Source organism: Companilactobacillus kimchii DSM 13961 = JCM 10707 (genome assembly GCF_001435445.1).
In the GTDB taxonomy this organism is placed as follows: Bacteria; Bacillota; Bacilli; order Lactobacillales; family Lactobacillaceae; genus Companilactobacillus; species Companilactobacillus kimchii.
Genome location: NZ_AZDH01000001.1, coordinates 152,534 through 175,599 on the forward strand (window position 1 = coordinate 152,534; position 23,066 = coordinate 175,599).

The window sequence follows — 23,066 nt, forward strand, 5'->3', positions numbered from 1 at the left end:
GAAAAATATAACTAATTCTTATTATAAAGGCAAGTGATTTCAGATTACCAAATTTGGAAATATTGACCATTAGCTGGTACTAAGTAACTGCCCACTGGAGAGTCTGAATTCTTGCTATAAATATTTATTTGATAACCATTAACATTATTCCAAGTAACTTTACCATTCGCAACATATTGTGTATTAGCTTTATCATACGTTGTGCTTAACTTATCAGCTAAGAAAGAAGTGGCTTGATCTGCCGTCGTAATATTAACACCTGTTTGTGATGATTGTGCTGTATTCTGATTTTGTGATGATTGATTATTATTTGTGTCAGTACTGTTGCTATTATTATCAGATTTTGTTGAACTTTGATTTATTTGTGTAGAATCATTGTTCTTATTTGTTGTGCCAGTATTATTATTGTTATTACTGTTGCTGTTGCTGTCACTGTTAGTATTATCATCATTAGTTGCTTGGTTATCATCATTTGATGAAGACGAAGTAGAACTTGATTGGTCAGACTTCTCAGATTTCTCTGGAGTTGACTTTTTAGTACTTTTTTCTGTTTGTTCAGATCCAGTGTTTGACTTTGTACTTGTAGCTTGTTGACTACTGCAACCTGCTAATAGAACCCCTGACAAAATCACTGTAAAAAGCGATAATCTCTTAAACATAATATACAAGTACCTCCTTGTACTTGCTATTATATAGGAATGACGCATTTTATTGCAATGTTCCACGAGAAACATTACCGAACCGTAAGAATTAGACAGAAAAATAGTCACAATAATCGATTTTTGATTATTGTGGCTATTATTTTACGGTAAATAACCAATGTTCTATGCAATATAGTGGAAACGAGCTGCATAAGCCAGATTCCTGTGCTTTGCCTGACTTCACAAACCGCCTGCTCCGCAGTCAATTTGCAAAGTCCTGCAAATGCTCAGAATCTAAGCGGGCTTATTCCGCTCTCTTTATCCATAAATCTTCGTATAATCAATTTTTTCACCATTACGGATCTTTTGGCCAAGTTCGATTGATTTATCAACGATAATTCCTTGTCCATCAATTACTTGATAAGGATGATCTGGAGCCTTTTCTTGGGCATATGATAACTCAGTACATCCCAAAACGATTACATCACAATCAAATTTATCATGCATTGTTTGTAAGATCTTGTGATACTTTGGAGCATTCATCTTACCTTTGATTTTAATATCATCATAAATCAAACTTTCAACTTCATCTTGTACCGCTTGATCACCAAGGCTTAATTCAAAACCAGCGTTTTTAATTTCATCTTCATAGATATGATCAGCAATTGTTCCCTTAGTAGCAATCAAACCGATTCGCTTAGCTTTAGGATATTTATTCTTCATCACACTGATAGCCATATGTGGCATGTGAATTAGTGGAATATCAGTTGCTGCCTGCAATTCTTTATAGTAATAATGAGCTGTATTACAAATAATTACCATAAATTCAGGTTTCAATAAACTCTGTTGTTTAATATCTTCTGTCAATGGAGGTAAAAAGCTAGGCTTATTGTGATCTAAAATATGTTCAGTTCTATCAGGCACAGTTGAGTGATTGACCAAAATATAGTCTAGGTAATCTTGATCTTTCTTACTAGGTGTCCTCTCATTTAATAAATGTATATAGCTTTCAGTGGCAAGGCTACCCATGCCGCCAATTACCGTAAAGAATTTCTTCATATTTCTAACCTTCGATATCCTTCAAAATTTTCTTAGCTACAACTGGATCACTTGGATAAGGTACATCAACACCCTTAGTCTTTTGATATGGATCATTACCTTTTCCAGCAAGAACAATGATATCTCCATCATTACTTGAGTCAATCATTTCACGAATAGCTTCTTGACGATCAATTACCGTCTTAACTTGAACTTTTTCGTGATCAATTTGATCATCGATTTCCTTACAAATTTTAGCTGGATCTTCAAATCCAGGATCGTCTGTTGTCAAAATTGCTGAATCAGCTAGTTCTGTTAGAACTCTAGCAAAGCCTGCACGTCTAGAAACCCCTTTATCACCAGGGCTACCAACTACAACTTTAACCTTTGATTCAGGATATTCACGTTTTATAAAACTCAATAGAGCGTTCATACTAGCATAGTTGTGGGCGTAATCTACAAAGATTGTCCCGTGGTTCTTGGTATTAATGTGTTCCATTCTCCCCGGGACGAACGCTTTTTTTAAACTTTCAGCGATCACCTCGTTATCAATACCCATAATTTTAGCCGCTGTAATAGCAGCACCAGCATTTAACTCGTTGAAGTCACCAACAAGACCTAATTCATAAGTATATTCACCATGGTCTTGTAAATCTTCAGCTTTGTCACTTTCAGCTGTATAGGTAAAGACGGAATCATTTAAATTGGATTCTTTGTTACGAATACTGAAATCAGTGTCACCGACTTCATCTTTGGCAAATCTGTAAATATCTTTGTCATCGCTTGTCTCTTTGGCTGCGGCTAAAACTGTATCGTAGTCGTTAGTTTGACGATTAATAATATTTACTTTGGAGTTGATCATCAATTGCTTTTTACAATTTAAATAATCAGCATAAGTTGGATGTTCATTAGGTCCAATATGATCTGGAGTGATATTCAAGAAACCACCAATATCAAACTTCAAACCATAAACACGGTTCTTCTTATAAGCCTGTGAAGATACTTCCATAACCAAGTATTTCATACCATTATCGACGGCTCTTCTCATATCATGGAATAATTCCATTGATTCGGGAGTTGTTAAATCTGATTTGAATTCATCACTTGGATTTGGTCCGACGATTCTGTCAACGGTTGAGAACAATGCAACCTTCTTAGGATAAGCACTGTTCAAAATATCATATGTGAAATATGAAGTTGTTGTCTTACCTTTCGTACCCGTGAAGGCGACAATAAACAAATCATTTTGAGGATTACCATAAAATTCGGCACTCAATAATGCCAAGGCCTTTGATGCATCCTTAACGATTAAACGATCAATGTCAGTGCTATATTCCTTTTCAGAAACATAGATCTTGGCACCATTCTTAATTGCTTGGTCTAAATATTCTGCCTTGAATTGATTTCCCTTGCAGAAGAAAATTCCATTGGCTTGGTCTTCTCTAGAATTGTAACTAATATTTGTTACTTCGAGATTTTCATCGCTTACTGAATCAGAAACTAGCAAGTCATGACTTTTCAAAATCTCAATAGCTTTACTTATTTTCAAACTCATTCTTTCACCTGCTCCTAAAATAGACGTTTCCATAGATGATTAAAAAATTCAACGATCTGATCCCACCAAGACTTCTGGCTAGTCTTCTTGTGTATTACTTTTTTAACATCTGCCTTTTTAAACGGAAGATAACCACTAGCAGTATTAGCAGCAATTAATTTCACCGTTTGCTTATTACGTTTCGCAGCAAAACCTAAGTCGTTACTACTTTCATTATAACTTAAATTTTCAACATTAAAATTCTTTGGTACCCAAATATAACTAGATTGATTAATTTCATACTTTTTTTTGTTAATAGTGACTTCTGAGCCTTTTTTCAAGGTTTCTTTGTATTCAAAACTATCTTTCACATAGCGAGCTAACTTCTGTGTACTACGGAATCTTTTATCAACATCATTGCTTTCGCCCTGAGCGTTCATCACAATTGTGACAATCCGGGTTCCATTCATAGGTAACGTACCCACAAAGGATTCACCGGCTTGCTTAGTTGTACCTGTCTTCAATCCATCAAATTCATAACCAGCCTGATAATCGCGTTGTCCTTTTAACAATAAATTTAAAGAATTATAAATTTTAGTTTCATTGTCAGCCGGAAAATCAAGTTTAGCCATTGAGGTCGTTTTCAAAATTTCTGGATATTGGTCCAAAACGTGCTTGACGATTACACCAATATCATTAGTCGATAGCTTATTTTCACCATCGGCGTTGCCGAGATACATGCTGGAATCCAAATCAGAGTTATTCAATCCCGAAACATTGTTAATTTCAGCATCCTTGATACCCCAATCCTTTAAAGTTTTTCTCATCATTTTGACAAAAGCTTGTTGGCTACCAGCAACCTTATCAGCTAACATCATTGCCGCCGAGTTAGACGAAACAATCCACGCTGCCTCGTACAATTGTTTAACAGTATAGGAACGACCAACATCCAATTTGACATTGGTCAATTCATTATCCTTAGTCATATCAGCCTGTGCTTGAGTAGGCTGTAATGTATCTTGTTCAGTAATTTGACCTTCCTTTAAAGCCTTAGTTACTAAATAGAGAGTAATTATTTTGGTAATTGAACCAATAGCAACTTTTTGATTTGCGTTCTTACTGTAAATAACTTGACCACTATTTTCATCAAAAGCCATTCCGGCCGTCGCATTTAAATCCAAACTAGGTTGTGAATCAGCTTGAACAGTTGATGCAAACAGAGGTAATGTCAAAATAACTAATGACATTATCAATGTTAATTTTTTAAAAAACTTTTTCATTATTAAACCTCGCAAATCAATCTTTATTGAGTAATTGGAAAATGACTAATAAATGATGTCTTTTCCTTGTTAGATGTAACTGCTATTGTCCCACCGTGTAATTTCACCATACTTTGGGCAATTGCTAATCCTAGACCAGTTCCACCAGTCTTCTTAGATCGTGAATCTTCAACCCGATAGAAACGGTCAAAGACATGCTTCAAAGATTCTTCAGGAATGAGTGGACCATTATTAGCTACCGTTACAACGACTTCATTTTTCTTTTGTTCGGCCGTTAGCCAGATGTGAGTGGCTCCCTTACCATATTTAAAGGCATTCATAATTAAATTATTGAAAACTCGGCCTAATTTTTCGGTATCGCCTTTCATCATAATTTTATCAGGATGTGAATTAACAATAATTTCCATTCCTCGTTTGTTAGCTTCCAATTCAAAATCTGCCGATAGTTGATCCAACATCTGTGCCATATCGAATTGGGTCATATTAAGACGACTCGTTGCATGCTGTACGTTAGCAAATTCAAACAATGAATTGACTAAATTCTGCATCTCTAAAGATTTCTTATAAGCAATATGGGTATACTTCAATATTTGTCCTAAATCATTATAATTTTTACTCTCAATTAATCCTAAATAGCCGATAACTGAGGTCAAAGGTGTTCTGATATCATGGCTGACATTACTGATCAGTTCATCTTTACTCTTCTCAGATTGTTCCTGTTCTTTGGAACGACGATTCATATTTGAAATTAGCAGATTATAATTATCAATGATTCCCTGTAAATTCTGATTCACCTTAACTTCAATTGGTTTTGGCAAATTAGCTGTAGCGCTGTGTTGTAAAATCTGTTGAACTTGATGTAATTCAAGACGATGATACATAGTCAAAGCCATCATAACGGCTAAAATCAGTTGTACCAAAAGGGTCAAAACTAAAATCCAAAGTTTATCACTGATAAGATTGGATAGATTAGTTTTGACATTTTCGACAAAGCTGTTCTTGCCGATAGCTCCTATTAAAATCATATTGATAACCTGAAATAAAAGAAAGGTGCCTATTCCTTCTAAAAGGAGGACACCTTTTTCTTTCACATTCAGTTTGATTCTTTTATTCAAAATCAAACCTCCACTTTGTAGCCAACGCCCCAAACGGTTTCAATAACTTTTTCACCATTAGTTGCTTCTTCTAGTTTATCGCGCAAATGACTGACATGAACCATAACGGTTTTTGCCGAAACGACGCTTTCTTGTTTCCAAACTCTTTCAAAAATTTCATCCGCGGAAAAGACACGATTTGGATGGCTTGCTAATAAATAGAGCACTCCAAATTCTAATGCCGTTAACTGCACCTTTTGATTAGAATCAGTTACTACCTCATGTGAATCTTTATAAATAGTAATTGGCCCTACTTCTAATTTATCTGGTACATTCTTAGCTGTCTGTTGAGAGCTACGACGTAATAAAGAACGAATTCGTGCCATTATCTCTAATGGATTGAAAGGCTTCGTTACATAATCATCAGCACCTGTGATAAGACCTTGAATCTTATCCATATCAGTCGTTTTGGCGGAAACGATAATAATCGGAATCTGGGAGTTCTTACGAACACGTTTAACGACTTCAATACCATCGATTCCAGGCATCATAATGTCTAAAACCATCAACGCTATATCGCTATGAGCTGCCAATTGGTCCAAAGCTTCCTGACCAGAATTAGCCGTCACAGGATCATAACCTTCATTTTTAATATAAATACTAAGTAGTTCTACAATCTCTTTATCATCATCAACCACTAAGATTTTCATCTAATAGACCTCTCAAGCGTACATATATTTACAAGTATACAACTAGTTAGTATTATACAATAAGATAGAACTAGATTACTAATTAGACCGTGAAAGTGAGTTTTTATGGAGTATTTAAAAAAGCGTTTAAAATTTATTTTGATTATCATTTTTTCAATTGCCGTAATTGCATTCGTTCAATATGAATTACATTTTGACCATAACTTAAACATCAAAAAAGTCGGTATGATGATGACTATCTTGCAGGCTGCCGCTGGTGGTTATGGTTTGTATGGTCTGGTGCAGTTTTTCCGAGTTAAATAAAAATCTCTCAATCGATTAGGATTGAGAGATTTTTTTGATTTTGAATTCCTATTTTTAGATAACTTTTATTTTCTATTTAGAATAACCACTGTTCTTTGCTGAATAGTGAAACCGAGCTATGCAAGGACAACCTCTTTCGGTTTGCTACAGTAGTGGGATCACACGCCAAGTACGCGTGCAATTCCACTACTTAAGCAAACCCTCGGAGGCTGGACGCCCTTGCTCCGCTCTCTAGAAAAATGTCTTTTCTTTGATTCCCATGTAACGACGGAAAGCAAAACGGATACCGTATGCTACTACTGCAGCTACAAAGTAACCTACTGCATTAAGTGTTGGATTAATTGTTGTTGGTACAAATGCCATTGCTCCTAAGAAGACAAACATCAATACTAATCCTAGTGCCAAGTAACCAATTGTTTTACCCCAACCAGGTCTCTCTGATTTTGGCATTCTCATTTGGTTGTTGAACCAGGTTAACAATGCACCCCACATTAACGACAAGACGATCAATGTTAAGATACCTGTTTGATTATTAGGATCTGTCTTCTTCGATGTCAATGCAACGACTCCGTATAACAATCCAAACAAAGCAAAGAATAACAAAGCTGTATCGATCCATAGTCCCCAGAATGGTGTTTTCTTTGGCTTTTTAACTGGATGAGCAATCTCTTTAGCCTTTTGAGTAACTGGTCCATAAAGTTGATTAGCTGGAATTCCCTTAATCTGATTATCAATCATTTCAGGTAACATTCCATCGATAACTTCTTTGGCTTCTTCTTCTTTGAAACCATCGTCAAGCAAGCGTTTGTTAAGTTTAAAAACGTATTCTGCATTTTTGTTACTTAACTTTTTACTCAAATCATCAGTGTCTGCACTGTAAATTTGGCTTGTGACTTCTTCTTTTTTCTCATTTTTAGCTGATGCAACTTTTTGTTTTTCAGCAGCCTTTTTATTCTTTTCTCTTAAATCCTCTGACATTTTGCTCCCCCTGGATTAGACATTGAAACGAAATTCGATAATATCACCATCTTGAACTTCGTAATCCTTACCTTCAACACGTAATTTTCCGGCTTCCTTAACAGCTTTTTCACTACCTAGTTCGTCTAGGTCACTAAAGGCCATTACTTCGGCACGAATAAATCCACGTTCAAAATCAGAATGAATGATTCCGGCAACTTGTGGTGCTTTCATTCCTTCATGGAAAGTCCAAGCGCGTGTTTCCTTACCACCTGCGGTAAAGAATGTTCTAAGACCTAATAACTTGTAACTAGCTCTGATCAATTTATCAAGTCCTGATTCTGTAACACCTTCAGCTTCAAGGAATTCTTTTCTTTCGTCATCATCTAGTTCAGCAATTTCTTCTTCAGTCTTAGCTGAAACACCAATAACTTGAGCATTTTCTTTCTTAGCATAGTCTTCAATTAACTTGTAATACTTTGAGCCTTCAGGGTCGGCCATATCATCTTCAGCAATGTTAGCAACATACAAAACTGGTTTTGATGTTAATAGGAATAATCCCTTAACAATCTTTTGTTCTTCTTCATCGAAGTCAATCGATCTAACAGCTCCACCTTTTTCAAGTACTGGCTTGATCTTTTCTAGAACAGCAAATTCGGCTTGAGCTTCTTTATCTTTAGCACTCTTAGCTGCTTTTTCAACTCTTGTGTAACGCTTATTGATACTATCAAGATCAGCGATACTTAATTCCAAATTAATTGTTTCAATATCATCTAGTGGATCAACTTTACCAGTTACACTTGTGATATCGTCATCATCGAATGCACGAACAACGTGAACGATAGCGTCAACTTGTCTGATATTTTCCAAGAACTTGTTACCAAGTCCTTCACCTTTACTAGCACCCTTAACGATACCAGCGATATCAGTGAATTCAAAAGTAGTATGAATTAATTTTTTAGCAGGGATCAAAGAATCGATTCTTGATAGACGTTTATCTGGTACTTCAACCATCCCCACGTTAGGGTCGATTGTTGCGAAAGGATAGTTAGCCATTTCGGCACCAGCCTTTGTAATAGCGTTAAATAAAGTTGACTTACCAACGTTTGGTAGTCCTACAATTCCGGCAGTTAAAGCCATTAGTTATTCCTCATTTCTTTTAATAAAATTAGGTGGCATTAATTGATCTTTAGTCAAATAATGTTGCTCGTTTTCCGTTTTTACCTGGTCGGCTTGAGTTAATACTTTTTTGAATTTCTTTTTAAATTCAGCACGTGGAATCATAACGATATGACCACAGCCTAAGCACTTAACTTTAATATCCGCACCCATTCGGATTACTTCCCAGCGGTTAGCCCCACAAGCATGAGGCTTTTTCATTAAGATAATATCTCCAAGTTTAAACATACAATTCCTCTAATCTAAATGGATTCCTAATATGTCTAAAATACGGTTCAAATCATCCGTATTCGAGAAATCAATTTCCAGTTTTCCATGACCGCTCCGATTTTCTCTAACAACAACAGGAGTGTCAAATCTTTCCACTAATTTTTCTTCAGTAGCTTTAATATATGGTGATTTTTGAACAACTCGTTTCTTTCTTTTACTGTCATGTTTGGATTCAGTAGCCAATTGTTCCAATTGACGAACAGTTAAATCCTCATCGACTGCACGTTTAGCGAGTTTATCAATCTGTTCTTTATCTTTCAAACTAAGCAAAGTTCTAGCCTGTCCCATTGATAATTTACCGTTCTGCACTAATTTCTTAGTTGCGTCAGGTAAATTCAACAGACGTAGATAATTAGCGATATAAGGACGACTCTTGCCCAATCTTTGGGAAACTTGTTCTTGTGTTAGATTCAATTTTGTTATCAAAGTTTGATATGCATCAGCTTCTTCTAACGGTGTTAAATCTTCACGTTGTAAGTTTTCCAGAACAGCAATTTCCATCATTCCTGATTCACTTAAAGGACGAATAATTGCCGGAATAGTGGTCTTTTTAGCAATTTTGCTTGCTCTGAAACGACGTTCACCAGCAATGATTTCGAAACCATTAACACTTTCACGGACGATGATAGGCTGAAAGACACCATTTTGTTCGATTGAACGAGCTAATTCATTTAAAGCATGTTCATCGAAGGTTTTTCTAGGTTGATATGGATTAGGACGAATATCATCAATTGATAGATCAACTACAGTCTCACTATTCTCATCGATCGCTTCGAATTCAGAGAAGATTGCGTCAATTCCTCTTCCTAAACCTTTTTTATTTTTGCTTGATGCCATTACGCTTTAACACCTCCTTAGCAAGATCACGATAAGCTTGTGTGCCTCTTGACTTGTCGTCGAAATCAACGATTGGTAGTCCATAACTTGGAGCCTCAGCTAAGCGCGTATTTCTAGGTACGATTGATTTATAAACCGAATCGCCGAAATATGATTTCACCTCATCTACAACTTGAGCACCCAAATTAGTTCTAGCATCTAGCATAGTGATCAGAACACCTTCAATAGCTAGGTTTGTATTAAAGTGCTTTTGAACTAAGCGAATAGTATTCAATAACTGACTTAATCCTTCCAAAGCATAATATTCACTTTGAACTGGAATAATAATTGAATCACTGGCTGTAAAGGCATTGGTTGATAGTTGACCTAATGAAGGCGGACAATCAATCAGAATAATGTCATAATCAGCATCTACTTCTGCAAGTCCAGCACGTAAACGAGTTTCACGAGCCATCATCGAAGTTAGTTCCATTTCCGCACCAGCTAATTGGATTGTGGCTGGCACGATATCGAGATTCTTATGTTTGGTATGAATAATGGTCTTTTTAAGTGGATATTCATTAACTAAAACATCATAAACATCTTTTTCCACATTGGCCTTTTTGATTCCCAAGCCACTAGTGGCATTTCCTTGAGGATCAGTATCTACTATTAATACCTTTTGGCCCAGATCAGTTAAACATGCTCCCAAATTGATGGTGGTTGTGGTTTTTCCGACACCACCTTTTTGATTTGCAACAGATATTTTTCGTGCCATTTTATTCCCCTATCTCTAGAAATTGCTCAACAATTTCACAAAATATTATCTATGGTAATCACTTTTTGGCGCTTTTGCCATAACTATATAATCTTATCATTTTTACAATATTATTTAATAGTTTGGAATTATTTCACGAGCGGTTTCTTAGCTGGAGTACCGGGCTTTCGAGGATACTTTTTAGGTGTCTTAGAAATTTTTTCAACAAAGATAAAATTACGAATTCCAGCATCATTTGGCAATTCAACTGATTCTTGTTGTTTAATTGCTCCGCCTAAAGTTTCGATGGCATATTGTGCATTCTTAACTTCTTCAGGAGCCTTTTCAGACTTCATAGCTACGAATTGACCACCAATTTTTACTAACGGCAAACAAAATTCTGTCAAAACATTCATAGCCGCTACTGCTCGAGCTGTCACAACATCAAATTTCTCACGGAATTGAGGATTCTTACCAACTTCTTCGGCACGTCCATGAACCAAACTAACATCAGTTAAATGGAGCTTATTCACTAATCCTTCTAAAAACTTAATTCGTTTATTCAATGAATCAACGATTGTAATTTTTAATTTAGGATTAATAATTTTTAGTGGTAAGGATGGAAAACCTGCTCCAGATCCAACATCACATAATGTTAATTCCTCATTTAAGATTTTTTCATCAACAAAACCGAGTACGATTGAATCATAAAAATGTTTCAAATAGACTTGGTCTTCATCTGTAATTGATGTTAAATTCATTACCTTATTAGTCTCAACTAGTTCATGAAAATAAGTCGCAAATTGTTCCTTTTGAACATCACTCAATTCAATACCCTTTTGGGCTAAAGCTTCAAAAAATTCTTCCGGTTTCATTAAATACCTCCACTCGTGAAACAGTGTTTCACACCCTCTAATCGTATATTAATGCGACACTTAATTCAATGATGAGTTCAATAAGTCTAATCAAAATATAGTTGTATTTGCAACAATATGAATATATACTAAATCTAACTTAAATCTTCGGGAGTAACTCATGATAATCATCAAACACACAAATGAATTGAAACCAAAAGAACTGATTGAAATCTTCAAACAACGAGTAGCCGTTTTCGTCGTTGAACAAAATTGTCCCTATCAAGAAGTTGACACTAACGATTTCGGCGATCTACATGTTTGCTTAATAGAGAACAATACTCTTAAGGCATACACTAGAATTATCGATAAAGGGAATTACATAACTTTTGGTCGTGTCCTTGTGGTTAAAAGTTATCGTAAAAACGGCCTTGGTCGTCAAATCGTTCAAGCTACAATTGACGAAATTAAAAAGAGATTTCCTACCCAGCCGATTCAAATCCAAGCTCAAGCCTATTTGCAGAAATTTTATGAAAGTTTTGGATTCAAAGCTATTTCCACAATTTACTTGGAAGACAATATTCCTCATTTAGACATGCTTTTGGAAACTAATTAAGAGGTGATCGTGATGAATTTAACTGCTTTACCAATAAATATTGAAGAAATCGATTACGCAGAATTACCCAAATTACAAAAGTTAAGTGTCGAAACTTTTAATGATAGTTTTCGTCATTTCAAAGCGTCCAAAGATTTTTCCAACTATACTTTTAAAAATTACAATTACGGACAATTAGCACGAGAAATGATTAATCCCAAATCTAAGTTCTATTTTATTTACTATAATCACAAATTAGCTGGTTATCTTAAACTTAATTTTGCAATTAAAACTTTAGAAATTGATCGATTCTATTTACGTAAAGACTTTGAGTATATTGGCTTGGAAACACAATTACTAGACTTTACATTACAGAAGGCTAGAAAACTTCATCAGCATCGCATCTGGAGTCGCGTTTGGGAACATGATGATTCAGTGCTTCATTTTTACAAACAATTTGGTTTTCAAAAAACTACTAGTCGTAATTTCTCATTGAATGGCTTGCTGCAAAAAGATCTAATTATGGAGTTGAATCTATAGAAAAAGGCGATACAAATCACATCCGTGAAATGTATCGCCTTTTTTGACTCAATGAAGTATCCAACAAGTGGTCGCTTCATTTGCCCCTGCCAAGGAACTTAATTATAACTCATCCTTAGCACATATGCTCACAGCCATCGGGTAGGCAATCACAATTTACCTTCTCCGGTGCTGTTTTTAATTTATTATCCAGCGTTTTCTGTAATGACTCAATATCGTTCTTACTAATATCTAATGAGTCGATCAATTCATTTAAAACTGAACCCGTCTTATGGGCACAGAAATCATTAAATAAGCTATTAGCATATTCATCCATCGTCTCTTGTTCAGAAACAGTTGTTGAATAAATATAACGACCATTTACTTTTTTACGACTGAGAAATTCTTTTTTAGTCAATCTAGTTATCAACGTTTTAATTGTTGAGTCAGACCAATCCTGTTTTTGTTGCATCAGATTGATAATTTCCGTACTAGTCACGTGTTTTAAAGTCCACACGATACGCATAATTTGCCATTCCGCTGAAGAAATTTCAACTTTTTTCTGTTCTTTCTTTGCTGCCACAGTATCCATCAAAATCTTCCTCTCTTAACAAATTAATTATATAACATAACGTTGACCAGATTGTGAATATTTTTGAATTCAGGATTTATTTAGTTGTCCTTCGTCATAAACTTCCACACAATAATCCTTCTTACCGCAGACTGGACAAGTTAATTTACGTGCTCTGATATTATGTTTAGCCCAAAAGGCTTCTTTCATGCTTGGTTTAAATTCAGCTCCACAGTTGGGACAAATATAATTAGTCTTTTGAAAATAATATCTAGTTACCAAAGTAGCACAGACGATTAGAAGAATAATTGCTATTAAAAACGGCCACCACTGTCCTTTAATTATTCCCCAAGCCAAAGTACCATATTCCAAAATGTTGAAAGGAATCCCATATAAGACCATTCGTAAATGAACCTTACGCAACTCTTTTTTGTTCTTCATAACATCTTCTATGTCATCAATCGTATTTAATGATATCTGATCGATTTGAGGTAAATTTCTCCTTAATTCTTCAATAGTCCTTAATTGTTCACGAGAATCTCTCAAAGTATCTTTTATAACCCTTTGCTGCTGCTCTAAAAGTAAATTCAAAACTACAATCGAATTCTTACTATTTAAGATTTCGGCAATTGCCTTCAGTGACAAACCTAATTTTTTCAATAAGAGAATTAATTTTAATCTACTCAAATCCATATCGGTATATATTCTGCGACCACTTTCAGCAACTTTACTAGGTTTTAATAAGTTCTTTTTATCGTAATATTGTAGTGTTCGGACAGAAACTGAAGCCAATTTGGCCAACTCACCAGTTGTATATTCTGACATAGATTTTCACCTCTTTCTATAATTACTTTTTACCTTATTACCTAAGGTTATTAGCAAGTATTTCCTCTTTTTTATTTTATAACGGCGTTACACGAGTAGCTGATTAATTGCCTTAATTTTCAAAAAGTCATAAAATAGGCCGATAGGTAGTAAACACAAATAAATTTATTTAAAAAGGAGGAAAAAATTACGAAATATAGTTTTTTTGTTCAGCCACAGATAAATAAAGATAATGATTCAGTTTTCGGTTATGAGGTCCTTCTACGTAGAGAAGACAACGGTTCTTGGCATCTACCAGAAGACTTTACGGAACTTTCAATTGAACAGCAAACCAAGTTGCTTGAAGAAACTGTTAAATCTTTAGAAAAGAATACTGGCAAAGACGATCGGATGATTTCCTTCAATTTAAATCACGACCAAACTAATGATCCGACAACAATTGATGAAATTATTTCTTTGAAAAAAAAAATTGCTCCTGTTTCACTCACAATTGAACTAACTGAAGCAGTTCCTTTAGATAAGGTTAAAGAATTGAGTTCACTATTACATCAAAATAGTATCTCTTTAGTCATCGATGATGTCGGGACTGGCTCTAATACTTACGAAAATATTAAACCAGCTTTACCATATGTTGATCGAATTAAATTTGCTATGCAAAACTTTCGCATGAGTGGACATTCTGAATTAATTCCTAAATATCTTGATTTTTGGGTTAATCAAGCTGAAAAGTATTGCTTAGATATGGTTATCGAAGGCGTCGAAGATTATAAGGATCAAGTTTTAGCTAAAAAATACGGTATCGACATTCAACAAGGGTATCTTTATGGCAAACCCGCAATGGTTTAATTACATTAAAAAATAATAGCCCCGATAACTCAAAATTGAGTTATTGAGGCTATTTTATTCTGCTCTACTATGACAAAGCATCCCATGAAGGTAGAACAATTGGTTCTTGATTGAGCTCAGCTAATTCTTCATCGTTTAAATATTTCTTGTTAATAACGACTTCATAAGTATTATCCTTGAACCATTTTTCATCCATCAAATAATAACCATGAACACCGTTATCTTCTCCCCATGAGTTTTCAACCTTCCAACGATTAGGTTGACCATGCAAAATGTTAACACCGGTGATAGTCATTGCGTGAGAAACCTCAGCTTCTCCGTAATCAAGAGCAAGTCCCTTTTCAATTTGACTGTCCATACCAAATAATTCATCATATTGATAAAGGTCACCCAATAAGTAACCATTCTTACGATCTGATTGCTTCAAAACATCATTACCGAACCAAACCAATTGATTATTCTTCAATTGCTGAATAGTTAATTCCTCAAGACGTTCCATTGGCAAGTTCAAGAAGACATGCTCTTTACCGCCAATAACGTTATTTTGATTCTTAATTGAATAAACTTGATGATATTCTTTACTCTTTTGAGGAGAATTCTCAATTGTCACATAATCATCCAAGTTAGTTGTAAAGTAGTTATTGAAGAATTGTTTTGGTGTAATGCTTTCTTCTTCAATCAACTTATCATTATCAGTTTGCAATGATAGTTCAAAACTCTTTGGTGGCAAGCCGAATGAGTAGACACAAATCTTGTAAACCTCTGACAACATTTCGTTGACGCGTTTATCAATATCTGCTTGAGCAGCTCCATCCTTAACTAATTGACGTAGTTCAATTCCATTTTTACGCAATAGTTTATTAAGAACAGCGTCAAATTCACGTGTATTTTCTGAAACAGCAGTTTCCGGCATAACGTAGTTAGGCACTACACCATACTTACTAATCAAGTTAGCAGCGGAACTCCAAAAACCACCATCACCATTAGGGCCACTGAAGACATCATTTACTTGACGATCTTCAATTGGTAAATCGGCTGATTCTAGAACCTCTTGATAAAAGGCATTAGATTTTTCTAGTCGATCCCAAAATGATAAATAATTTTGAGATAATTCAAAATCTTTCATATTGTTTCGTAAAGCAAATTCTGTTCTTAAAGTATTAAGTGCAGCAAATAGCCAGCAACGTCCGGATTGCTTCTGATTAGAGACTTTTCCTGAGTTGACCATGATATTAAACGATGGATTCAACTTAGTTTTTACCTCTGGATCTTCTGAAGCTTTGAAAATTCCAACTTGTGCTACAGAGTTCTTCAAAACATTATTACTTGCATCTTGATTTAAGTTCTTGTTAAAATCTGCTAAAATCTCTTTATTGATTTCTTTTGTCAATTCCATCACCTCGTTACTAAACTATATTACAATTATTTAACTAAATTACAATGTTTCTAATCTAAATTGGAGAAATTATGTCTGAAACTATTAAAATTGCTTACTTATACGAAGATTTAATGAATACTTATGGAGACAGCGGAGATGTTAAAATCCTCAGCTTTCTTCTTAAAGAACAAGGTTATGACGCTCAAGTTGATAACATCAGTTTGGATATGGACTTTAATGCCTTTGACTACGACTTTCTTTTCTTTGGCGGTGGTCAAGATTTCGAACAATCAGTTGTCGCAACTGACTTACAAAGACATCGTCAAACCATCAAAGACTATATTGAAGACGACAAACCAATGCTTTGCATCTGTGGCGGTTACCAATTCCTTGGTAAATACTATGAAACAAGTGGTGGCAAGACTATCCAATGTCTCGATATCCTTCCCTTACACACTGTTTTCAAGGCTGACAGTCGTATGATCGGCGATACAGAGTATAAGACTGAATGGGGTACTGTAAAAGCCTTTGAGAATCACAGTGGTCGTACCTACTTTGATGATAAGAAAATGCTTAAACCTTTCGGAACAATGATTGAAGGTTACGGTAATAATCCTGATGACAAGCAAGAAGGTATGCGTTATAAGAACGTTATCGGCAGTTACTCACACGGACCAATTTTAAAGAACGAAAATGTTGCCCGTGCCATTGCAGATAAGATCGTTCAAGCTCATAAAGAACGCATGGCAGCTGTAAGTAATAAATAATTTGGAAATACAAATACAGCATCTATTTAGAGACGGTAAACCACGCGTCATCCTAATAGATGCTGTATTTTTTAATTATCTAAAAACTTATTAGTTTTCAATATAGCACTAGAAATGGCTGGAGCAATAATGATAGCCGCAATCATTTCTGGAACACCATTAGTTCCAACAATTACTAACAATAACTTATTCAAAAGGTCAGTTTGAGTAGCGTAAGCTTGTGCCATGGTACTTGCATACATCAAACGCATCAATCCTAACACCAATCCAGTATTGACTAAGGACCCAATTCCAGAAGCTATAGCCATCCCTAAAACTTTTTTACTCGTATGGTGTTTGAACCACAAATAGATCCATCCAGCAATTAATCCTACAGCCACTCTAGGTAAAACAGCCACAACCGGATTTGTGAAAACTGTTGTATCAATAATTGAAGTTGGACTAGTGAAGGCACGGATAATCGTTCCAATTCCCCAGACCAGACCAACAATAGCCCCATCTTTAGGGCCTAAAACGATGGCAGCTACAATAACAGTAATATGAATTATTGTTATGTTAATAAAACCAGTTGGAATGAAACCTAAAAAAGGTACCATTGATTGCACAAGAATAATCGCCATTAAGATTCCTAAAATTGCTGTGCGATAAGCTTTTCTTTTTTGCAAATGTCTTCACGTCCTAATTTAATTTTCTTAATTTTACCCGATTACACTGCAAAGAACAAAAGAATAACTATTTGAACATAATTATTTCTCTATAAAAAAATCCGATTTGACCAGATGCTAAAAACACAACTGAGCCAATCGGATTTTTAATTACTGAATCAATTATTCTTCAGCTGCATCAACAGCTTTAATAACGGCATTTCTAAAGCCATATTCTTCTAGTGCAGCCACACCACGAATTGTTGATCCACCTGGTGAAGTAACCTCATCTTTCAAGGCAGAAACATTTAACTCTGATTGTTTAGCTAATTTGCTGGCACCAATGGCCATCCCAATAGCAGCATCATAAGCTAACTTACGATTTAAGCCGTGCTTTACACCCGCATCACTCAAAGCTTCGATAAAGACATCTAAGAAAGCTGGTGAACAACCAGCAACTGTTCCGAGAATTCCTAATTGATTTTCAGGAACTTCAACTAGTTGACCCGTATATCCCATGATTGAAGCGACTTTCTTCTTGTCAGCATCTTCAAAATCACTTGAGTAAGTGATACCAGTGAATCCAGCTCCAACTTTAACTGGAGTATTAGGAATAGCGTGCGCCACCTTAATATCACCTAGCACTTGTTTCAAATGGGAAATTGTTGCACTTCCAGTAAAAGCTACAACCAATTTTCCTGCTACGATCTCCTTTAATTCTTTCAAAACACCGTCCAAGGCATTAGCCCCAACAGCAATGAAAATAACATCTGTATCTTCCAATTGTTTAACTTTTTTAACTACTTGAAATCCTAATTGTTCACCCAAAAGGTTGGCATGATTAGAATGGCCACCTTTAACAATTATTTCGTCCGCGTTAAAACCATTTTTAATAAGACCCGTTATAACGGCTCCACCGATACTACCAGCTCCAATAAATCCAATCATAAAATCTTCTCCTTTATACGGTCTATTGTTTTCATTATAAACGAAAATGATTTTGAAACAGTAACAATATCCATTCTTAATTAGTTTCGAATTTTTCATAATTAATGTATGATTAATTTTTTAGGAGGGTATAAATATATGCAAAGGTATAAAACAAGATACGAATTAAAGACCGAAGTAAAATCACTTTTACAGGGTAACTGGACCAGAGCTATCCAGCTTTACCTAATTCCAGTCATTGTTATGATCATAAATATCAATGTCAGCCGTTCTAACTCAACTGATGCCATGAAAGACGCCGTTTATAACAATGGTGGTGCTTTTTCAAGCTTATTATCAACTAGTTTAACTTCTTATATCATCAGCTTAGTTGTTCTATTAATCTCACTATCTAGTGCTTTCAGAGGACTAGATTGGATTGAAGATCCACAACTAGACTTTCAACCTATCAAGAGTAATTTCACCTACTTCAGAAGCCCTGATTGGTGGAAACTAATTTTAATCTATATTCTAGTAGGTATTTTTACATTCTTATGGACTTTATTATTAGTTATTCCTGGTATTATCAAGATGATGGCTTACTCTCAAACTTACTTCATCTACAAGGATCTCAATGATCGTGGCGAAGCTGATGGTCTTTCATTGACTGACTACATTACACGTAGTCGTCGATTAATGGTTGGCAATAAAGGTCGTTACTTCATGTTGCAACTTAGTTTCTTAGGTTGGTGGATCCTAGGTAGCATCACATTAGGTATTGGTTTCATCTGGATCTATCCATACTACAAATTGACTATGGCTAACTTTTATCAAGATCTTGTTGATAAAAATGCTGCTAATGACATTAGATAAATCAAAAGAGCAAATCAATTAAATGATTTGCTCTTTTTCTATAACGCCGTTATACCTATTTCGTATAATTATAAATCACATCCCGTAACAATTGGACAACTTCAGTATTGGCTCTATCGTCATAATATTTGGCAAACCGTTCATCCTCTACATACAAGTCAACTAATCCACGATGCATGTCCTTATTGTACTTAGGCCAGGTGTAATTCAGCCATTGTTTATGCTCTTCAAAAATCTTTTTAGCTAGTTTAGAATCTAAATCAGGTTGTTTTTTCAAATCGACCAAGTTTTGAATCAACTCTACTTCTAAATTCTTCATAGTTTGATATTTTTCCTCGCTCAATTTAGCAAACTTTTCATTGGCTGAATTGACGGTCTTCTCACCGTAATTTCTACGTATTTCTTGACCAAATTTTTGCTCATTTTCTTTTATTTTTGTCTGTTTAAAAGCACTAAATTTTTCAGTATCCGCCATTTCTATTTCTCCCTGAAAACTCTTAATAGTAGTATTAATATTTGTTAGAAGATCATTCAATTCATCACGCTTAGCTTTCAGAAGCTTTTGTTGTTCCTTCAGAGCCTGTATTCGTGAGGTATTAGGATCATTGATCAGTCGTTTGATTCGATCCAACGGAAAGTCGAGAGCCCGGTAAAAAAGAATCTGTTGTAATTTATTTACGTTTTTTTCATCATAAATTCTATAATTGTTTTCATTAACTTCACTAGGCTTTAACAAATCAATTTGGTCATAGTATCTCAATGTGCGCGTACTCACACCAGCTAATTCTGCTAATTTTTTAATTGTATATTTCATAAATAAATCTCCTAACAATTTTGATTTTAAGGGATTACGTTACGTCAAGGTCAAGAGAAATATAATAAATCATCCTCATAAATTCATGCTTTCTGTTAATATAAAGGAAACAATTAATTAGGTGGGTGACTAACTTTGAATAAATTTATCCAAGTACTAACTATTGCTGGTTCTGACTCTGACGGTAGTGCCGGAGCACAAGCTGATTTAAAGACTTTTATGGCTCGCGGTGTTTATGGCATGTCAGTTTTAACTGCTGCCGTTGCCGGTAATTCCTACGGTATTCACGATAGCGTAAATATGCCAGCCAAGTTTATTAATAGCCAAATCAACGATATTAAAGATGATTTTAAAGTTTCTGCTTTCAAGACAGGTATGCTTTCTGATTCCGAAATTATTCACACTGTCGCTGAAGCTATTAAAGACAAACCCTTTGGGGCCTTCATTCTTGATCCAGTTATCATTACGAAGCATGGCGCTATGCTTCTAGAAGCTGAGGCTTACCAAACCTTAATTGACGAATTATTCCCATTAGCCGATTTGATTACTCCTAACTTTTATGAAGCCAAAAAACTTTCTGGACTAGAATTAAATAATAAAGAAGAAATTGTTAAGGCTGCGCATAAATTACGCAACTTGGGACCAAAAAATATTATGATAAAGGGTGAACATAGTGATGACTCTATCAGTGAAGTCGAAGATTATGTTCTACTAGAAGATGGCGAATCTTTCTGGATTTCTGAACCCTTTGTTAAAACTGATCATATCAATGGTACTGGTGATACATTATCATCATGTATTGTGGCCGAAATTGCTAAGGGCAAGAGTATGGAAGACGCTATCAGAATTGCTAAAACATTTACTTACAATGCTATTAAAAATGAAATTGATGTCGGACATAAATATGGTCCTATTAACCATTTTATAAAGGATGATATACAATAGTATTTGTTAGTAAAATCGGAGGTTTCTTTATGGTAAGAATAACAAAAATTTCTGCCGGTATTTTATTGCTTATACTATCTATTATCCTAATGGTTAAATCGGGATTTGAGGGCTTTATTGCTGCTTTAGTTGGTACAGGTGCCATTGGCGGTGCTGCTGGTATTCTAATGGCAATAACTTATATTATCTCGGCTGCAATCTACATCTTAACTAACCGTACATATAGTATGGTTCCTGATATCGTAGGCTTCATCATTCTAATTCTTGGTGGACTAATGGGTCTCTTCAATGCCAACATGCCTGGTGCAGGTTTTCTAAAAATTTGGGCTTGGGTTGGTATTATTATTGGTGCAATTGATTTGATCATCGTTATCGTTGATACGATCCTTCATCCAATTCCTGAAGATGAACCTGAAGATACCAATGATCAGTATGGAAACAATCCATACGGCCAGAATCCTATGAATCAAATGAACCCAGAGCAATATAATGCACAACCGAACAATTTTAATCAGCAAAATTATGGCTATAATCCTTATCAAGCTCAAAATAATCAGAACTTCAATCAACAACCTAATCCCAATCAACAGTATCAGGGACAATATAACCAACAACCGATGAATCAACCAGGGTTCAATCAACAGGCTCCAAACCAGATGAATCAGAATCCTAACGGCAATTTCAACGGTCATGGTAATTTCCAACAACCAATGAATAACGGTTATAACAATCAACAACAATTTCCAAATCAACCGATGAATAATAACCAAATGCCTACTAGACCAATGAATCAAAATAATCGTGGCAATCAACAACCACAAAACAATTTTGGACAGCCTCAAAATCAACAATCTATGAATGGTAATGGTCGTCAATTCAATAATCAAAATTATGCACCTCAAAATAATCAAAACTTCAACCAACCAAGACCTAACTTACAACAGAGATTTGGTAATCAAAACCAAACTCCAAATGGACAACAACAATTAGGTCAACCACAAAATCCTTATGGTCAAAATCCAGGGAACAATGGTAATGTTGGCTCAAGGAGTCGTAGTAATCGTCACAATTAGAAATAAAAGACACCAATTCAGATAAATGAATTGGTGTCTTTCTTTTTTTAATGAATTAATGGAACAATAACATTAGTCCATAACCATGAAATTGGCATAATAACTATCATGATAGGAATCATGTCCGCGGTTGGAAACATTTTAATTTTCGTAATTCGAAAGCCACTGGCTAACATTAAAACTCCCCCGGTAGCTTTAAAATCAAGAATCATATCAGGGGTAGTTAATGGAACAATGAAATTAGCAAGAGAAAATATTATTGTTAGAATAATAATCTGTGGAACAGCTATCAGCGAAACTACTGCACCCAAATTAGCACCAAAAATAACAGCTGCAAAAAAATCAAGAATGGATTTTGATATCAAAATGGTTGCATCCCCATTAATTCCCTCAGTAAGAGTACCGTAAATTCCCGTACCACTTGCACAAAATAGAACAATCACGGTTACTAACGTGGTCTCAAAAGTTACTTGATCCATTTCTGATGGTGCATTGATAAATCGTGAAATGAAATGTTGCATTCCTTGAGCACTACGATTAATTGCTTTTCCTAAATGAAAAATAATACCCAAACTAGTTCCTAGTATGACGGCAAAAACAACAGCCGCTAAATTTTTCATGGGAGCAATTGCGTAAATCCCCATGCAAATCGAACAGAGACTGAAAGTCATATTAAGACCTTCTTTAAAACTATCCGACATTATTTCACCACCTAAAGCTCCGGCAATTCCACCAAAAAGAATGGCACAAACATTCGTTATAATCCCGATTGGCATAAAAAAACTCCTTGCATTTAATAAAATATAATCACAAGTAAAAGTCTAATAACCGTCAAAACAAAGAACAATTCTGTTTT

27 protein-coding genes are annotated in these 23,066 nt (G+C 35.1%); 8 read left to right on the forward strand and 19 right to left on the reverse strand.

The features are described from left to right. Positions 1–44 precede the first annotated feature (44 nt). The 6 genes from FC97_RS00695 to FC97_RS00720 all read right to left on the reverse strand — a co-directional run bounded on the left by FC97_RS00695 (position 45) and on the right by FC97_RS00720 (position 6,297). Positions 45–659 (reverse strand): hypothetical protein, encoded by a 615-nt coding sequence (locus FC97_RS00695; RefSeq protein WP_054642698.1) that lies wholly within the window; start codon positions 657–659, stop codon positions 45–47. Positions 660–959: 300 nt separating this feature from the next. After that, positions 960–1,700: an aspartate/glutamate racemase family protein gene (locus FC97_RS00700; protein WP_054642699.1), complete on the reverse strand. Its 741-nt coding sequence runs from the start codon at positions 1,698–1,700 to the stop codon at positions 960–962. A 4-nt stretch (positions 1,701–1,704) separates the two neighbouring features. Beyond that, positions 1,705–3,234: a UDP-N-acetylmuramoyl-L-alanyl-D-glutamate--2,6-diaminopimelate ligase gene (locus tag FC97_RS00705; RefSeq protein WP_054642765.1), complete on the reverse strand. Its 1,530-nt coding sequence runs from the start codon at positions 3,232–3,234 to the stop codon at positions 1,705–1,707. A 14-nt stretch (positions 3,235–3,248) separates the two neighbouring features. Further along, positions 3,249–4,493, reverse strand: coding sequence for a D-alanyl-D-alanine carboxypeptidase family protein (locus FC97_RS00710; RefSeq protein ID WP_054642700.1), 1,245 nt, complete (start codon positions 4,491–4,493; stop codon positions 3,249–3,251). Between the two features lie 23 nt (positions 4,494–4,516). Beyond that, positions 4,517–5,608, reverse strand: coding sequence for a sensor histidine kinase (locus FC97_RS00715; protein ID WP_082397515.1), 1,092 nt, complete (start codon positions 5,606–5,608; stop codon positions 4,517–4,519). Positions 5,609–5,610: 2 nt separating this feature from the next. Then, positions 5,611–6,297, reverse strand: coding sequence for a response regulator transcription factor (locus FC97_RS00720; RefSeq protein ID WP_025085439.1), 687 nt, complete (start codon positions 6,295–6,297; stop codon positions 5,611–5,613). A gap of 105 nt (positions 6,298–6,402) precedes the next feature. Here FC97_RS00720 and FC97_RS00725 point away from each other — a divergent pair, with 105 nt between their 5' ends. Further along, positions 6,403–6,600, forward strand: coding sequence for a hypothetical protein (locus tag FC97_RS00725; protein WP_054642702.1), 198 nt, complete (start codon positions 6,403–6,405; stop codon positions 6,598–6,600). Between the two features lie 231 nt (positions 6,601–6,831). On the opposite strand, the gene FC97_RS00730 is transcribed toward FC97_RS00725, so the two are convergent. The 6 genes from FC97_RS00730 to rsmG all read right to left on the reverse strand — a co-directional run bounded on the left by FC97_RS00730 (position 6,832) and on the right by rsmG (position 11,454). Continuing rightward, positions 6,832–7,578: a DUF1129 family protein gene (locus FC97_RS00730; protein ID WP_025085437.1), complete on the reverse strand. Its 747-nt coding sequence runs from the start codon at positions 7,576–7,578 to the stop codon at positions 6,832–6,834. Positions 7,579–7,593: 15 nt separating this feature from the next. Continuing rightward, complete coding sequence (gene ychF, locus FC97_RS00735; protein ID WP_054642703.1) at positions 7,594–8,697, reverse strand: redox-regulated ATPase YchF; 1,104 nt, start codon at positions 8,695–8,697, stop codon at positions 7,594–7,596. A 3-nt stretch (positions 8,698–8,700) separates the two neighbouring features. Continuing rightward, entirely contained in the window at positions 8,701–8,964 is a 264-nt protein-coding gene (locus FC97_RS00740) for a DUF951 domain-containing protein (protein WP_025085435.1), read from the reverse strand. A gap of 9 nt (positions 8,965–8,973) precedes the next feature. Beyond that, entirely contained in the window at positions 8,974–9,843 is an 870-nt protein-coding gene (locus FC97_RS00745) for a ParB/RepB/Spo0J family partition protein (protein WP_054642704.1), read from the reverse strand. Continuing rightward, entirely contained in the window at positions 9,824–10,600 is a 777-nt protein-coding gene (locus tag FC97_RS00750) for a ParA family protein (protein ID WP_054642705.1), read from the reverse strand. The genes FC97_RS00745 and FC97_RS00750 overlap by 20 nt, the downstream gene beginning before the upstream one ends. 128 nt (positions 10,601–10,728) lie before the next feature. Continuing rightward, positions 10,729–11,454: a 16S rRNA (guanine(527)-N(7))-methyltransferase RsmG gene (rsmG, locus tag FC97_RS00755; RefSeq protein WP_054642706.1), complete on the reverse strand. Its 726-nt coding sequence runs from the start codon at positions 11,452–11,454 to the stop codon at positions 10,729–10,731. Between the two features lie 160 nt (positions 11,455–11,614). Between rsmG and FC97_RS00760 the strand changes: the two genes are divergently transcribed. Continuing rightward, positions 11,615–12,049 carry a GNAT family N-acetyltransferase gene (locus FC97_RS00760; RefSeq protein ID WP_054642707.1) on the forward strand — a complete coding sequence of 145 codons (435 nt, stop codon included), beginning with the start codon at positions 11,615–11,617 and terminating at the stop codon, positions 12,047–12,049. 12 nt (positions 12,050–12,061) lie between these two features. After that, positions 12,062–12,568 (forward strand): GNAT family N-acetyltransferase, encoded by a 507-nt coding sequence (locus FC97_RS00765; RefSeq protein ID WP_054642708.1) that lies wholly within the window; start codon positions 12,062–12,064, stop codon positions 12,566–12,568. 115 nt (positions 12,569–12,683) lie between these two features. Here the strand turns inward: FC97_RS00765 and FC97_RS00770 are convergent, their stop codons facing one another. Together FC97_RS00770 and FC97_RS00775 are read right to left on the reverse strand one after the other, a co-directional pair. After that, a complete protein-coding gene (locus FC97_RS00770; protein WP_054642709.1) occupies positions 12,684–13,139 on the reverse strand; it encodes a CopY/TcrY family copper transport repressor in 456 nt (151 codons plus the stop codon). A 69-nt stretch (positions 13,140–13,208) separates the two neighbouring features. Next, positions 13,209–13,943, reverse strand: coding sequence for a MerR family transcriptional regulator (locus tag FC97_RS00775; protein WP_054642710.1), 735 nt, complete (start codon positions 13,941–13,943; stop codon positions 13,209–13,211). 186 nt (positions 13,944–14,129) lie between these two features. Here FC97_RS00775 and FC97_RS00780 point away from each other — a divergent pair, with 186 nt between their 5' ends. Then, positions 14,130–14,789, forward strand: a complete 660-nt coding sequence (locus FC97_RS00780; RefSeq protein WP_056967635.1) for an EAL domain-containing protein — start codon at positions 14,130–14,132, stop codon at positions 14,787–14,789. 67 nt (positions 14,790–14,856) lie between these two features. Here the strand turns inward: FC97_RS00780 and FC97_RS00785 are convergent, their stop codons facing one another. Then, positions 14,857–16,179 (reverse strand): C1 family peptidase, encoded by a 1,323-nt coding sequence (locus tag FC97_RS00785; protein ID WP_054642766.1) that lies wholly within the window; start codon positions 16,177–16,179, stop codon positions 14,857–14,859. Between the two features lie 77 nt (positions 16,180–16,256). Here FC97_RS00785 and FC97_RS00790 point away from each other — a divergent pair, with 77 nt between their 5' ends. Beyond that, entirely contained in the window at positions 16,257–16,934 is a 678-nt protein-coding gene (locus FC97_RS00790; protein ID WP_054642711.1) for a type 1 glutamine amidotransferase, read from the forward strand. A gap of 71 nt (positions 16,935–17,005) precedes the next feature. Here the strand turns inward: FC97_RS00790 and FC97_RS00795 are convergent, their stop codons facing one another. Both FC97_RS00795 and proC read right to left on the reverse strand, forming a co-directional pair. Continuing rightward, the gene (locus FC97_RS00795; protein WP_082397516.1) at positions 17,006–17,599 is read right to left on the reverse strand and encodes an ECF transporter S component; all 594 of its coding nucleotides are present in this window, start codon (positions 17,597–17,599) and stop codon (positions 17,006–17,008) included. Between the two features lie 162 nt (positions 17,600–17,761). Then, a complete protein-coding gene (proC, locus tag FC97_RS00800; RefSeq protein WP_056967637.1) occupies positions 17,762–18,526 on the reverse strand; it encodes a pyrroline-5-carboxylate reductase in 765 nt (254 codons plus the stop codon). Between the two features lie 138 nt (positions 18,527–18,664). On the opposite strand from proC, the gene FC97_RS00805 reads away from it, so the two are divergent. Continuing rightward, positions 18,665–19,378 (forward strand): DUF975 family protein, encoded by a 714-nt coding sequence (locus FC97_RS00805; protein WP_054642712.1) that lies wholly within the window; start codon positions 18,665–18,667, stop codon positions 19,376–19,378. A 55-nt stretch (positions 19,379–19,433) separates the two neighbouring features. Here the strand turns inward: FC97_RS00805 and FC97_RS00810 are convergent, their stop codons facing one another. Then, on the reverse strand, positions 19,434–20,192 hold the full coding sequence (locus FC97_RS00810; RefSeq protein ID WP_054642713.1) for a MerR family transcriptional regulator: 759 nt from the start codon (positions 20,190–20,192) through the stop codon (positions 19,434–19,436). Between the two features lie 135 nt (positions 20,193–20,327). On the opposite strand from FC97_RS00810, the gene thiD reads away from it, so the two are divergent. Next, positions 20,328–21,137 (forward strand): bifunctional hydroxymethylpyrimidine kinase/phosphomethylpyrimidine kinase, encoded by an 810-nt coding sequence (thiD, locus tag FC97_RS00815; protein ID WP_025085531.1) that lies wholly within the window; start codon positions 20,328–20,330, stop codon positions 21,135–21,137. Positions 21,138–21,166: 29 nt separating this feature from the next. Next, positions 21,167–22,210: a polyadenylate binding domain-containing protein gene (locus FC97_RS00820; RefSeq protein WP_054642714.1), complete on the forward strand. Its 1,044-nt coding sequence runs from the start codon at positions 21,167–21,169 to the stop codon at positions 22,208–22,210. Positions 22,211–22,257: 47 nt separating this feature from the next. On the opposite strand, the gene FC97_RS00825 is transcribed toward FC97_RS00820, so the two are convergent. Beyond that, positions 22,258–22,986: a DUF554 domain-containing protein gene (locus tag FC97_RS00825; protein WP_054642715.1), complete on the reverse strand. Its 729-nt coding sequence runs from the start codon at positions 22,984–22,986 to the stop codon at positions 22,258–22,260. Between the last annotated feature and the right edge of the window lie 80 nt (positions 22,987–23,066).

What these genes read in the sequence shown, in the direction of transcription:
- FC97_RS00790 (WP_054642711.1), top strand. Translation starts at nt 16,257, where the DNA reads ATGTCTGAAACTATTAAAATTGCTTACTTATACGAAGATTTAATGAAT.
- FC97_RS00820 (WP_054642714.1), top strand. Translation starts at nt 21,167, where the DNA reads ATGGTAAGAATAACAAAAATTTCTGCCGGTATTTTATTGCTTATACTA.
- ychF (WP_054642703.1), bottom strand. Translation starts at nt 8,697, where the DNA reads ATGGCTTTAACTGCCGGAATTGTAGGACTACCAAACGTTGGTAAGTCA.
- FC97_RS00765 (WP_054642708.1), top strand. Translation starts at nt 12,062, where the DNA reads ATGAATTTAACTGCTTTACCAATAAATATTGAAGAAATCGATTACGCA.
- FC97_RS00810 (WP_054642713.1), bottom strand. Translation starts at nt 20,192, where the DNA reads ATGAAATATACAATTAAAAAATTAGCAGAATTAGCTGGTGTGAGTACG.
- FC97_RS00775 (WP_054642710.1), bottom strand. Translation starts at nt 13,943, where the DNA reads ATGTCAGAATATACAACTGGTGAGTTGGCCAAATTGGCTTCAGTTTCT.
- FC97_RS00825 (WP_054642715.1), bottom strand. Translation starts at nt 22,986, where the DNA reads ATGCCAATCGGGATTATAACGAATGTTTGTGCCATTCTTTTTGGTGGA.
- FC97_RS00805 (WP_054642712.1), top strand. Translation starts at nt 18,665, where the DNA reads ATGCAAAGGTATAAAACAAGATACGAATTAAAGACCGAAGTAAAATCA.
- rsmG (WP_054642706.1), bottom strand. Translation starts at nt 11,454, where the DNA reads ATGAAACCGGAAGAATTTTTTGAAGCTTTAGCCCAAAAGGGTATTGAA.
- FC97_RS00720 (WP_025085439.1), bottom strand. Translation starts at nt 6,297, where the DNA reads ATGAAAATCTTAGTGGTTGATGATGATAAAGAGATTGTAGAACTACTT.
- FC97_RS00705 (WP_054642765.1), bottom strand. Translation starts at nt 3,234, where the DNA reads ATGAGTTTGAAAATAAGTAAAGCTATTGAGATTTTGAAAAGTCATGAC.
- FC97_RS00740 (WP_025085435.1), bottom strand. Translation starts at nt 8,964, where the DNA reads ATGTTTAAACTTGGAGATATTATCTTAATGAAAAAGCCTCATGCTTGT.
- FC97_RS00695 (WP_054642698.1), bottom strand. Translation starts at nt 659, where the DNA reads ATGTTTAAGAGATTATCGCTTTTTACAGTGATTTTGTCAGGGGTTCTA.
- FC97_RS00745 (WP_054642704.1), bottom strand. Translation starts at nt 9,843, where the DNA reads ATGGCATCAAGCAAAAATAAAAAAGGTTTAGGAAGAGGAATTGACGCA.
- FC97_RS00725 (WP_054642702.1), top strand. Translation starts at nt 6,403, where the DNA reads ATGGAGTATTTAAAAAAGCGTTTAAAATTTATTTTGATTATCATTTTT.
- proC (WP_056967637.1), bottom strand. Translation starts at nt 18,526, where the DNA reads ATGATTGGATTTATTGGAGCTGGTAGTATCGGTGGAGCCGTTATAACG.
- FC97_RS00730 (WP_025085437.1), bottom strand. Translation starts at nt 7,578, where the DNA reads ATGTCAGAGGATTTAAGAGAAAAGAATAAAAAGGCTGCTGAAAAACAA.
- FC97_RS00700 (WP_054642699.1), bottom strand. Translation starts at nt 1,700, where the DNA reads ATGAAGAAATTCTTTACGGTAATTGGCGGCATGGGTAGCCTTGCCACT.
- FC97_RS00760 (WP_054642707.1), top strand. Translation starts at nt 11,615, where the DNA reads ATGATAATCATCAAACACACAAATGAATTGAAACCAAAAGAACTGATT.
- FC97_RS00710 (WP_054642700.1), bottom strand. Translation starts at nt 4,493, where the DNA reads ATGAAAAAGTTTTTTAAAAAATTAACATTGATAATGTCATTAGTTATT.
- FC97_RS00750 (WP_054642705.1), bottom strand. Translation starts at nt 10,600, where the DNA reads ATGGCACGAAAAATATCTGTTGCAAATCAAAAAGGTGGTGTCGGAAAA.
- FC97_RS00770 (WP_054642709.1), bottom strand. Translation starts at nt 13,139, where the DNA reads ATGGATACTGTGGCAGCAAAGAAAGAACAGAAAAAAGTTGAAATTTCT.